This is a genomic window from Microbacterium sp. K36 (genome assembly GCF_004794355.1).
Taxonomy (GTDB): Bacteria; Actinomycetota; Actinomycetes; order Actinomycetales; family Microbacteriaceae; genus Microbacterium; species Microbacterium paraoxydans_D.
In genome coordinates this window covers 1-11,888 of record NZ_SSDN01000050.1, presented here as the reverse complement: position 1 = coordinate 11,888, position 11,888 = coordinate 1, and the positions used below count along the sequence as shown (strand labels likewise).

Annotated in this window: 9 protein-coding genes; 8 read left to right on the top strand and 1 reads right to left on the bottom strand. The window is 67.3% G+C overall.

What is annotated here, in order from left to right; genetic code table 11:
* The gene (gene rpmH / locus DW296_RS04220) at nucleotides 1-138 is read right to left on the bottom strand and encodes a 50S ribosomal protein L34 (RefSeq protein ID WP_022879826.1); all 138 of its coding nucleotides are present in this window, start codon (nucleotides 136-138) and stop codon (nucleotides 1-3) included.
* 568 nt (nucleotides 139-706) lie between these two features.
* Here rpmH and dnaA point away from each other — a divergent pair.
* The 8 genes from dnaA to DW296_RS04180 all read left to right on the top strand — a co-directional run.
* Nucleotides 707-2,098, top strand: a complete 1,392-nt coding sequence (gene dnaA, locus DW296_RS04215; RefSeq protein ID WP_060921326.1) for a chromosomal replication initiator protein DnaA — start codon at nucleotides 707-709, stop codon at nucleotides 2,096-2,098.
* Nucleotides 2,099-2,583: 485 nt separating this feature from the next.
* Nucleotides 2,584-3,726 (top strand): DNA polymerase III subunit beta, encoded by a 1,143-nt coding sequence (gene dnaN, locus DW296_RS04210; RefSeq protein WP_025102872.1) that lies wholly within the window; start codon nucleotides 2,584-2,586, stop codon nucleotides 3,724-3,726.
* Between the two features lie 52 nt (nucleotides 3,727-3,778).
* Entirely contained in the window at nucleotides 3,779-4,993 is a 1,215-nt protein-coding gene (gene recF / locus DW296_RS04205) for a DNA replication/repair protein RecF (protein WP_136051221.1), read from the top strand.
* Entirely contained in the window at nucleotides 4,986-5,495 is a 510-nt protein-coding gene (locus tag DW296_RS04200) for a DUF721 domain-containing protein (protein ID WP_071329766.1), read from the top strand. Before recF ends, DW296_RS04200 begins: the two co-directional genes overlap by 8 nt.
* Before the next feature lie 118 nt (nucleotides 5,496-5,613).
* Complete coding sequence (gene gyrB, locus DW296_RS04195; protein WP_136051220.1) at nucleotides 5,614-7,695, top strand: DNA topoisomerase (ATP-hydrolyzing) subunit B; 2,082 nt, start codon at nucleotides 5,614-5,616, stop codon at nucleotides 7,693-7,695.
* A 72-nt stretch (nucleotides 7,696-7,767) separates the two neighbouring features.
* Nucleotides 7,768-10,323: a DNA gyrase subunit A gene (gene gyrA, locus DW296_RS04190; RefSeq protein ID WP_136051219.1), complete on the top strand. Its 2,556-nt coding sequence runs from the start codon at nucleotides 7,768-7,770 to the stop codon at nucleotides 10,321-10,323.
* A complete protein-coding gene (locus DW296_RS04185; protein WP_025102877.1) occupies nucleotides 10,320-10,724 on the top strand; it encodes a DUF3566 domain-containing protein in 405 nt (134 codons plus the stop codon). The genes gyrA and DW296_RS04185 overlap by 4 nt, the downstream gene beginning before the upstream one ends.
* A gap of 161 nt (nucleotides 10,725-10,885) precedes the next feature.
* The coding region (locus DW296_RS04180; RefSeq protein WP_136051218.1) for a sensor histidine kinase at nucleotides 10,886-11,888 on the top strand (1,003 nt) is incomplete at its 3' end.

Below are 11,888 nucleotides of genomic sequence, written 5' to 3'. Positions count from 1 at the left end.
TTACGCGGAGAGCTCGGTGCGGCCCTTCGCGCGGCGTGCCGAGAGGATGGCACGACCGGCGCGGGTGCGCATGCGGGCGCGGAAGCCGTGCTTCTTGGCGCGACGACGGTTGTTGGGCTGGAAGGTGCGCTTGCTCATGAGATCACTCCGGGAATGCTGCCACCGGATTCACTTCGACCGGAGACATAGGGAACTGCCATACAGGCATAAGTCAACCGATTAAGGGTACGTCTTGGCGGCGCGCAGGGCAAATCTACCGCGCGACCGTTCTCGGCCGCTCCGCGCGCGAGGGCGCCATCCGGCCGTCGATATGCTACCCGGACCGCCGTGAGCGGAGAGTGCCGTGCCGGGGCCGTCGCCGCCCTCATCCTCGCGCTCGTCCTGCTGGTCGTCTTGCTGCTCGGACTCTGGTCGCCGCCGCAGAAAAAGGTGTTCCTCGAGGGAACCACTGGAACGATGACCTGGTCGTCGAGAAGACGTCGGACTCCGGCACGGTCCGCTGCGAATACGACGCCGACTGACGGCGCCCGGCTCCCCTCCACACAGGAGCTATCCACAACCCCGAGCAACCGACCGAACCGCCACGCGACCTGATTCTCTGCGGCAGGTTGCCGTTCCCGACGCCGATGACTAGCGTGGGCATCCGTAGTTATCCACAGGGCAGCCTCTCCCGCGCTCCCCTTCCCGATCCGTCGTCCGGAGCACCATGTCCTCACCAGCCCAGCCCGATGTCCCGATCTGGACCACGGTGCAGGAGCTGCTGGAATCCGATGATCGGGTCACCCCGCAGCTCCAGGGCTTCCTGAGCCTCGCGGTACCGGCCGGCGTGATGTCGGCGACGCTGTACCTGGAGGTGCCGAACGACCTCACCGCGGCGCAGATCAACAAACGTCTGCGCCTGCCCATCATGGAGGCCCTCGCCCATGTCGGCGAGGAGGTGACGTCGTATCGGGTGGTCGTCAACCACGAGCTCGCCGATCAGCCCACCGCCCCCATCGCCGTGGCGGACTACGGTCGGCAGGATCCGGTGCGCGCCGAGTCGCCGATGGAGCAGCCGACGGCGCTACGCCACGAGTCACGACTCAACCCGAAGTACACCTTCGACAACTTCGTCATCGGCCAGTCCAACCGCTTCGCCCACGCGGCCGCCGTAGCCGTCGCCGAGGCGCCGGCCAAGGCCTACAACCCGCTCTTCATCTACGGCGACTCCGGACTGGGCAAGACCCACCTCCTGCACGCCATCGGCGACTACGCGCAGTCCCTCTACGCCGGGGTCAAGGTGCGCTACGTCTCCAGCGAGGAGTTCACGAACGACTTCATCAACTCCATCGCCAACAACCGCGGCGCCGCCTTCCAGGCCCGTTACCGCGAGGTGGACATCCTCCTCATCGACGACATCCAGTTCCTCCAGGGGCGTGCGGAGACGCAGGAGGCGTTCTTCCACACGTTCAACACGCTGCACGATCACAACAAGCAGGTCGTGATCACCAGCGATGTCGCGCCGAAGCACCTGACAGGCTTCGAGGACCGCATGCGCAGCCGCTTCGAGTGGGGCCTCATCACCGACGTGCAGGCGCCCGATCTCGAGACCCGTATCGCCATCCTGCGGAAGAAGGCGCAGAGCGAAGCCCTCCACATCCCCGACGAGGTGCTCGAGTACATCGCCACGGTCGTGTCCTCGAACATCCGTGAGCTGGAGGGAGCGCTCATCCGCGTCTCCGCGTTCGCGAGCCTGAACCGCTCGGCCCTCGACATCTCCTTGGCCCAGACCGTCCTGCGGGACATCATCGACACGGCTGAGGACAACATCATCTCGCCGACGGACATCATCACGGCGACCGCCCAGTACTTCAAGCTCACCGTCGACGACCTCTACGGCTCCAGCCGGTCACAGCAGATCGCCACCGCGCGGCAGATCGCCATGTACCTCTGTCGTGAGCGCACCAGCCTCTCCCTCCCGAAGATCGGTCAGCTGTTCGGCAACCGCGACCACACGACCGTCATGTACGCCTACAAGAAGATCAGCGAGCTCATGAAAGAGCGCCGCTCCATCTACAACCAGGTGACCGAGATCACCACGCAGCTCGGTCGTCGCTGACGACCTGTCCAAGGGGAGGGACGCCGTATCCGATACCGGATGGCGTCCCTCTCGGCGTTCCCGGACCACCTGCATGCCCGGATAGATGCGTCTATGCACATGTGGATAACTTGTGGATGACCGTGGAACGCGCCGTGCCGGATGTGGGGCGATCGGGGAAACCTGTGGATAACCGCGGGACCGTGGAATGCTGACAGCCCCCTCTCCACCCGCGGATTCCTCAGGGTCTCCACAAGTGACAGGCTTGTAGTTCCCTACTCGCGTCTGCTTTCCACCGAGTTATCCACAGTATCCACAACTGTTAACACCGTTAAGGAGTTAAGTCATTCAGGGTGCGATCCGATCACCAGACGGTGGGGAGAACCGTCCGAGGCATGACAAGACCTCCGGCGTAGGGAAGCGCAGGACTGTGGGGCTAGCATGGGATTCCCTGCACTGGCAGGACCCGACGACGACCCGTCATGTTCGACGACAAGGGAGCACCCGTGAGGTTTCAGGTCAACCGCGATGTCTTCAGCGAGGCTGTGTCCTTCGTCGTCAAGCTCCTCCCCCAGCGCAATCCGCAGCCGATCCTCGCCGGAGTCCTGATCGAGGCCGATGGTTCCGGACTCACGCTCTCGGCCTTCGACTACGAAGCCTCCGCGCGGACGACCATCGAGGCGACGGTCGAGACCCCGGGCACGATCCTCGTCCACGGCCGCCTGCTCTCGGACATCGCGAGCCGCCTCCCGAACGCTCCCATCGAGATCGCTGTCGAGGATGACGGCGGGATCGCCGTCACCTGCGGCTCGGCGCGCTTCACGCTCGCCGCCATGCCGGTCGAGGAATACCCGTCGATCCCGGAGGTCTCCGGATCCTCCGGTGTGGTCCCCGCCGACGAGTTCGGTACCGCGATCGCGCAGGTCGGCTTCGCGGCATCCCGCGACGATGTGACTCCCGTGCTGACGGGTGTCCAGCTCGAGGTCACCGGCCACACGCTCAGCCTCGTCGCCACCGACCGCTACCGGGTCTCGCTCCGCGACGTGCCGTGGGACGGCGAGGCCGTCGAGGCCACCGCGCTCGTCCCCGCTCGCACCCTCGTCGAGGTCGGGAAGACCTTCGGTCACGCCGGCACGATCCAGATCGCGTTCTCGGGGGCCGGGGACCGCGAGATCATCGCGTTCACCGCCGGCAACAAGACAGTGACCTCGCTGCTCATCAAGGGCAACTTCCCCCCGGTCCGACGCCTCTTCCCGGAGCAGACCGACCACTACGCCGTCGTCAACACCGCCGATCTCATCGAGGCCGTCCGCCGTGTGTCCCTCGTGCTCGATCGCGCCGCTCCGCTCCGCTTCACGTTCTCGACCGACAGCGTCACGATGGACGCGTCCGGCAGCGAGCACGCTCGCGCGTCCGAGTCGGTCGACGCGATCCTCTCCGGTGGCGACGAGGTGACCCTGGGGCTCAACCCGCAGTACCTCATCGAAGCCCTCGGCGCGGTCAAGAGCGAGTTCGTGCGGGTCACGTTCACCTCCAGCGACAACGCCAACAAGCTCAGCCCGGTCCTCATCACCAGCCAGACCTCGGTGGACCAGGCCGGCCTGGACTCGTTCAAGTACCTGCTGCAGCCCAACCTGCTCCTGCGCTGAGCGCGAGCTCTCGCCCCGAGGGAGTGTCCGACCCGGAAGGTAGGCTGGCTCCGTGATTGTGGAGCACCTCAGCCTGGTCGATTTCCGCAATTACGCGACCGCGGAACTCGCCCTGCAACGAGGGCCCAACGTCCTCGTCGGGCGGAACGGTCAGGGCAAGACCAACCTCGCCGAGGCGGTGGTCTTCCTCGCGACGCTCGGGTCGCACCGCGTGTCCACCGACGCTCCGATGGTGCGGGACGGTCAGGACTTCGCCGTCATCCGGGCGCGGCTCTCCCACGGCGAGCGGCGCGTGCTGGTCGAGGTGCAGCTCAATCGGCAGGGATCGAACAAGGCCCGCATCAACGGCTCCCCGTCGAAGACCAACGAGCTCCCTCGTTACGCGCACGTCGTGCTGTTCGCGCCGGAAGACCTGCAGATCGTCCGGGGCGACCCGTCGGCCCGTCGCCGGTTCGCCGACCAGCTCCTCATCCAGCGCACCCCGCGTCTCGCCGCGGTACTGGCCGACTACGACCGCGTGCTCAAGCAGCGCAACGCCCTCCTCAAGTCGGCACGGGCGCGGGGCATCCGCGGTGAGGCCTTGAGCACCCTGGACGTCTGGGACGACAAGCTCGTGTCCCTCGGATCGGAGATCATCACCGCGCGGCAGCGGTTGGCCGCCGACCTGCAGCAGCCGGTGGCCGACGCCTACGCGGCGATCGCGGGCGCGGACCACCGGCCGCAGCTGGACTGGGCGCTGTCCGTCGCCGGCGGCGATCCGGAGGACGACGACGATCGGGACGACCCGGAGGGCTCCGCCCCCGTCGACGACGTGCGGGGGGACACCCGCCGCATCGCCGAGATGTTCCGCGCCTCCCTCGCCGCGAAGCGATCGAACGAGCTCGACCGCGGCCTCACCCTCACCGGACCCCACCGCGACGATCTCGTGCTGCGCGTCCGCGACCTCCCCGTGAAGGGCTATGCCTCACATGGCGAGTCCTGGTCTGTCGCACTCGCTCTGCGTCTCGCCTCCGCAGAGCTCCTGCGCAGCGAGTCCCCCGCCGGCGACCCGGTGCTCATCCTGGACGACGTCTTCGCCGAGCTCGACGCGGATCGGCGCCAGCGGCTCGCCACCCTCACCGCGGGCTACGAGCAGGTGGTGGTCACCGCGGCGGTGGAGGAGGATATCCCCGACGTGCTCCATGCTCACGTGGTCCGCATCGCGGCGGGCACCATCAGCGACGAACGGAACCGATCGCAGGGAGAGGACGGTGCGAGTCATGACTGATGTGCTCACCGACAGCGCGGCCGCGCCGGAGGCTCCCGAGACCGTCGCCACCTACCTTCGACTGCGGGGGCTCCAGCCGAGCGCCAAGAACTGGAAGCGCAAGCGACGGATCACCGTCGACGACGACAACGCGCCGTTCACCCCCGGGCGCGATCCGGGAAGCCTCGGCGCTGTCCTTGACACGCTCAGCCGCGAGTCCGGCTGGGAGACGACGCTCGCCCGGGAAGACCTCGTCCGCCAGTGGGCCGACCTCGCCGGGGCGGACACCGCGAAGCACTCGGAACCGGTGTCGCTCGAGCGCGGGCTGCTCACGGTCAAATGCGATTCCACGGCCTGGGCGAAGAACCTCCAGTTCATGCGCGCGACCATCCTCACCGAGATCGGTCGGCGGTATCCGGAAGCGGGAGTGGAGAACCTCCGCTTCATCGGACCGGACGTCCCCTCGTGGAAATGGGGTCCCAGAGCCGTTCCAGGGCGGGGCCCGCGCGATACCTACGGGTAGGGCACCATGCGAGGGGTCCGAAACGCTCAGAGGGCCACACGCGGCCGTTGAGCGGCATTTCGACTCGAAACCCCGCTAGAATGGGAGTTCGAGATATCGATCTGGAGAATGCCCTCTGATGACGCCTGAATCCCCTGCTGACGAGACGGAACCGAACAACGACGCTTCGTCGGGCTCACAGGCCGGAGGATCGGCGGCACCCGCACCGAAGAAGCAGCAGCCCGGTGAGTACGGCGCCGACTCGATCCAGATCCTCGAAGGACTCGAGGCCGTCCGCAAGCGCCCCGGCATGTATATCGGCTCAACCGGTCCGCGGGGACTGCACCACCTCGTCTACGAGATCGTCGACAACTCGGTGGACGAGGCGCTGGCCGGCTACGCCGACACGATCTTCGTCACCCTCCTCGCCGATGGCGGGGTGCGTGTCGTCGACAACGGTCGTGGCATCCCCGTCGACCCGCACTCGTCCGACCCGTCGAAGTCGACCGTCGAGGTCGTGCTCACGATCCTGCACGCGGGCGGCAAGTTCGGCGGCGGCGCCTACGCCGTCTCCGGCGGTCTGCACGGCGTCGGCTCCTCGGTCGTGAACGCCCTGTCGACCCGTTTCGACGTGGAGGTCAAGCAGAAGGGCTTCGTCTGGCGCCACAGCTTCGCCGACGGCGGCGTCCCACAGCAGAAGCTCGAGAAGGGCGAGGCCACCGACGAGACCGGCACGAGCATCACGTTCTGGCCGGACGCGGAGATCTTCCAGGAGACCGTCGAGTTCGACTACGACACGCTCCGCACCCGGTTCCAGCAGATGGCGTTCCTCAACAAGGGACTGCGCATCGAGCTGTCCGACGAGCGTCCGGACTCCGCGTACGAGACCGAGGAGGACGGCCAGGCCGTCACGAAGCAGCCGAGCGACGTCTTCTTCTACGAGCGCGGCCTCGTCGACTACGTCGAGTACCTGAACAAGGTGCGTCACGCCGAGGTCGTCAACGAGGAGATCATCGCCTTCGAGTCGGAGGACACGACGCGCAAGATCTCCCTCGAGGTCGCGATGCAGTGGACCACGTCCTACACCGAGAACGTGTTCACCTACGCGAACACGATCAACACGCACGAGGGCGGCACGCACGAGGAGGGCTTCCGGGCGGCGCTCACCACGCTCGTCAACCGCTACGCCCGTGCGAACAACCTCCTCAAGGAGAAGGACGACAACCTCTCCGGCGACGACGTGCGCGAAGGACTGACCGCCGTCATCTCGATCAAGCTCGGCGAGCCCCAGTTCGAGGGGCAGACCAAGACCAAGCTCGGCAACACCGAGGCGAAGGCCTTCGTGCAGAAGGTGGTCGGCGATCAGCTCGGCGACTGGTTCGACCGCAACCCGAACCAGGCGAAGAACGTCATCCGCAAGGCGATCGACGCCGCGACCGCGCGGCTCGCCGCTCGCAAGGCGCGCGAGACGGCCCGTCGCAAGAGCGTCTTCGAGTCCGCGGCGATGCCGGACAAGCTCAAGGACTGCACGAGCAAGGACCCGTCGATCAGCGAGATCTTCCTCGTGGAGGGAGACTCGGCCGGCGGTTCGGCGGTGCAGGGTCGCGACCCGCACACGCAGGCGATCCTCGCGCTGCGCGGCAAGATCCTCAACGTCGAGCGCGCGCGTCTCGACAAGGCGCTCGGCAACAAGGAAGTCCAGGCGATGATCCAGGCCTTCGGCACGGGCATCGGCGAGGAGTTCGACATCGAGAAGGCGCGGTACCACAAGATCGTGCTGATGGCCGATGCCGATGTCGACGGCCAGCACATCACCACCCTGCTGCTCACGCTGCTGTTCCGCTACATGCGCGGACTCATCGAGGCCGGCTTCGTGTACCTCGCGATGCCCCCGCTCTACCGCCTGAAGTGGTCGAACGCGGCGCACGAGTATGTGTTCAGTGACGCCGAGCGCGACGCGCTGCTGGCCTACGGCCTGGAGAACGGCAAGCGCATCCCGAAGGACGCGGGCATCCAGCGCTACAAGGGTCTCGGCGAGATGAACGCCAAGGAGCTGTGGGAGACCACGATGGACCACACCACCCGGACGCTCCGCCAGGTGACCATCGAGGACGCCGCCGCCGCAGACGAGATCTTCAGCGTGCTGATGGGCGAGGACGTGGAGTCGCGTCGGAGCTTCATCCAGCGCAACGCCAAGGACGTCCGGTTCCTCGACATCTGATCACCGCGGGGTCCTCGAGCGTGTGCCAGGGGACCCGACGCCTCGACAAGCTCAGCCAACCAGGAAAGACACATGACTGACGAAGAACGCCCCGACATCACCGAGGGCCACGAGCACGGCAAGATCGACCAGGTCGATCTCCAGTCGGAGATGCAGCGCAGCTATCTCGACTACGCCATGGCGGTCATCGTCGGCCGCGCGCTCCCCGACGTCCGCGACGGTCTCAAGCCCGTGCACCGCCGGGTGATCTACGGCATGTACGACGGCGGATTCCGCCCGGACAAGTCGTTCTCCAAGTGCGCCCGCGTCGTCGGCGAGGTCATGGGTCAGTACCACCCGCACGGCGACTCGGCGATCTACGACGCCCTCGTCCGCCTCGTGCAGCCGTGGTCGCTGCGCTACCCACTCGCTCTCGGTCAGGGGAACTTCGGCTCCCCCGGCAACATGGGAGCGGCGGCGCCGCGGTACACCGAGACGAAGATGGCCCCTCTCGCGCTGGAGATGGTGCGCGACATCGAAGAGGACACGGTCGACTTCGCCGACAACTACGACGGCCAGACCCAGGAGCCGACGGTCCTGCCGTCCCGGTTCCCGAACCTCCTCGTCAACGGCTCGGTCGGCATCGCGGTCGGCATGGCGACCAACATCCCGCCGCACAACCTCCGCGAGGTGTCCGATGCCGCGCTCTGGGCGCTGGACAACCCGGACCTCCCCCGGGAGCAGCTGCTCGACGGGCTGATCCAGCGCATCCCCGGACCGGACTTCCCGACCGGCGCGCAGATCCTCGGCACGAAGGGCATCCACGAGGCGTACCGCACCGGCCGCGGCTCGATCACGATGCGCGCGGTCGTCAACGTCGAGGAGATCCAGGGGCGGACCTGCCTGGTCATCACCGAGCTGCCGTACCAGGTGAACCCCGACAACGTGGCCGTCAAGATCGGCGACCTCGCGCGCGACGGCAAGATCACCGGCATCGCGGACATCCGCGACGAGTCCTCGGACCGCACGGGTCAGCGCCTCGTCGTCGTGCTCAAGCGCGACGCCGTGGCGAAGGTGGTGCTGAACAACCTCTACAAGCACACGCAGCTGCAGGAGAACTTCGGCGCGAACATGCTCGCGATCGTCGACGGCGTTCCGCGGACGCTCGCGATCGACGGCTTCATCTCGAACTGGATCGCCCACCAGATCGACGTCATCGTGCGACGGACGCAGTTCCGGCTGAACGAGGCCGAGAAGCGCATGCACATCCTGCGCGGCTATCTGAAGGCGCTCGACGCGCTCGACGAGGTGATCGCGCTCATCCGCCGTTCCCAGACGACGCAGGATGCGAACGAGGGTCTGCAGAAGCTCCTCGACATCGACGAGGTCCAGGCCGATGCCATCCTGCAGATGCAGCTCCGTCGCCTCGCCGCGCTGGAGCGTCAGAAGATCATCGACCAGGCGAACGAGCTCGAGGCGCTCATCGCGGACTACAAGGCGATCCTCGCCGACGAGGGCCGGCAGCGGACGATCATCCGCGAGGAGCTCACCGCGATCGTCGACCGGTTCGGGGACGAGCGGCGCACGCACATCCTGCACGGCTTCGACGGCGACGTGTCGATGGAAGACCTCATCGCGGAAGAGGAGATGGTCGTCACCGTCACGCGCGAGGGCTACATCAAACGCACGCGCAGCGACAACTACCGCTCCCAGCACCGCGGCGGCAAGGGCGTCAAGGGCGCCCAGCTGCGCGCCGACGACATCGTCGAGCACTTCTTCGTCACGACGACCCACCACTGGCTGCTGTTCTTCACCGACAAGGGCCGGGTCTACCGCGCGAAGACGTACGAGGTGCCGGAGGCCGGGCGTGATGCGAAGGGCACGCACGTCGCGAACCTCCTCGCGCTGCAGCCGGACGAGAGCATCGCGCAGGTCCTCGACATCCGCGACTACGCCGTGGCCGACTATCTCGTCCTCGCCACGCGCGACGGCCTCGTCAAGAAGACCCGTCTCGACAACTACGACACCAACCGTCAGGGCGGCGTGATCGCGATCCGGCTGAACGACGAGGACGAACTGGTCAGCGCCCTCCTCGTCAACGCCGAGGACGACATCCTCCTCATCAGCCGCAAGGGCATGTCGGTGCGGTTCCAGGCGACCGACGAGGCCCTGCGCCCGATGGGTCGCGCCACCGCCGGTGTGAAGGGCATGAAGTTCCGCGAGGGCGACAGCCTGCTGTCCGCTTCCGTCGCTGCACCCGGGAAGTATGTGTTCGTCGTCACCGACGGCGGCTATGCCAAGCGCACCGCCGTCGAGGAATACCGGGTCCAGGGGCGCGGCGGATACGGCATCAAGGTCGCCAAGTTGAACGACGATCGGGGCACTCTCGCGGGTGGTCTGATCGTCTCCGAGGACGACGAGGTCTTGGTGGTTCTGTCCAGCGGCAAGGTGGTACGCTCTGCCGTGGCCGAGGTCCCCGCCAAGGGTCGCGACACCATGGGAGTGGTGTTCGCCCGCACGACGGAGGCCGACCGCATCCTCGCCATCGCCCGGAACGGCGAGCGTGGTCTCACCGAAGAGGAGACCGAGCCGGATGCCGATGCCGAGGCCCCCCAGACGACTGAGACACCCGAGGATACAGACGCATGAGCACAGTGGCCGACAAGCTGGCGAAGAAGTCGACACGGAAGACCGGCGGTAAGCAGGTTCGTCTGCGGCTCGTCTACGTCGACTTCTGGTCCGCCGTGAAGCTCTCCTTCCTGGGAGCGGTCGCACTGGCCGTCGTCACGATGGTGTCGTTCTTCCTGATCTTCCTCGTGCTCCAGGCCACCGGCATCATGTCCACGGCCGACGAGTTCGTGCGCAGCTTCACCGACGGCGCCATCCCGCTGTCGGAGCTCGTGGGTCTGCCGCAGGTCATGGCGTTCGCCGCCGTCGTCGCGATCCTCAACCTCATCGTGTTCACAGTGCTCGGTGCGGTCGTCGCGGGCATCTACAACCTGGCCGTGAAGGTCACCGGAGGGCTGCTCGTCGGCTTCATGTCGAACTGAGCCTCCGAGACCCCGCCTTTCCGCCGAAACCCCGGCCTGCGCACCGATGCAGGCCGGGGTTTCGGCGATAGAGCGGGGTTTCGGCGGGGTAGGGAAAACCCGAACAGGAGTGTCCGGCTGACTCGGTGGGCGAGGTCGCGCGGCGGCCCTACCGTGGAAGCATGACCACACAGACTGCGACCCCCCAGGCCGCTGCGACCGGGAAGCCGCCGCTGCGCATCCCGCTCACGATCCTGCACCTCGCCGGCGTCGGGGTGATCGGGGGCGGCATCTTCGGGATGCTCGGCGGCCTCCTCGGCACCGGGCTCGGACTCCTCTTCGTCTTCGGCGTCGGCATCGTCGTACTCGTGGGCCTCGTGTACGCGCTCTTCGGCGTGGGCTGGTTCGAGATCGCCCGCGTCGCCGGCCTGTACCGCGTGCCGAACACCCCGCTCCGGCTCCAGCCGCGGGACCGTCCCGGCTTCGGCGGCTGGCTCCGCTCACTCGGGCGGCAGGCCATCGACGGACGGATGTGGCGCGCGGTCGCGAACTTCGCGATCACCGCCGTCCTCGGCTTCGTGGTGCTGCGGCTCTTCTGGGCCCTCCTCTGGTCGATCATCATCGCCTTCGCGCCGCTGACCTCGTCCGAGACGACCATCGGTCCCTTCGGCGGCGGGCAGATCCCGGTGTCCTGGGCGCCCCTGATCGGCATCCTCGGTGCGCTCGCCTCGGCCGCCGGCATCATCGGCCTCGCCCTCCTGGCTCGCACGCTGGCTTTGGCGATCGTCGCCCGGGCGCGGGAGGTCGAGCTCACCGAGCGTGTGCGGGCATCCACCGCCCAGCGGGAGGGAGCGGTCCGCGCCGCCGACCTGGAACGGACGCGGATCGAACGCGACCTCCATGACGGCGTCCAGCCGCGGCTCGTGTCCGTCGGGATGACCCTCGGGCTCGCGCAGCAGAAGATCGACACCGATCCCGACGCCGCGAAGGAGCTCATCTCCGAGGCGCACACGTCGACCAAGGCGGCGATCACGGAGCTGCGGCAGCTCGCGCGAGGCATCCACGCGTCGGTGCTCGACGACCGCGGCCTGGACGCCGCACTGTCGGCGCTCGCCAGCCGCTCCCCCATCCCCGTGCAGTTGGACGTGCGGATGGACCCTTCGACAGGCTCAGGGACCCAGGGGG

Excerpts from the sequence above, each read along its gene's own strand:
- rpmH (WP_022879826.1), bottom strand. The coding sequence starts at position 138 with ATGAGCAAGCGCACCTTCCAGCCCAACAACCGTCGTCGCGCCAAGAAG.
- dnaA (WP_060921326.1), top strand. The coding sequence starts at position 707 with ATGTCCTCACCAGCCCAGCCCGATGTCCCGATCTGGACCACGGTGCAG.
- DW296_RS04200 (WP_071329766.1), top strand. The coding sequence starts at position 4,986 with ATGACTGATGTGCTCACCGACAGCGCGGCCGCGCCGGAGGCTCCCGAG.
- gyrB (WP_136051220.1), top strand. The coding sequence starts at position 5,614 with ATGACGCCTGAATCCCCTGCTGACGAGACGGAACCGAACAACGACGCT.
- gyrA (WP_136051219.1), top strand. The coding sequence starts at position 7,768 with ATGACTGACGAAGAACGCCCCGACATCACCGAGGGCCACGAGCACGGC.
- DW296_RS04185 (WP_025102877.1), top strand. The coding sequence starts at position 10,320 with ATGAGCACAGTGGCCGACAAGCTGGCGAAGAAGTCGACACGGAAGACC.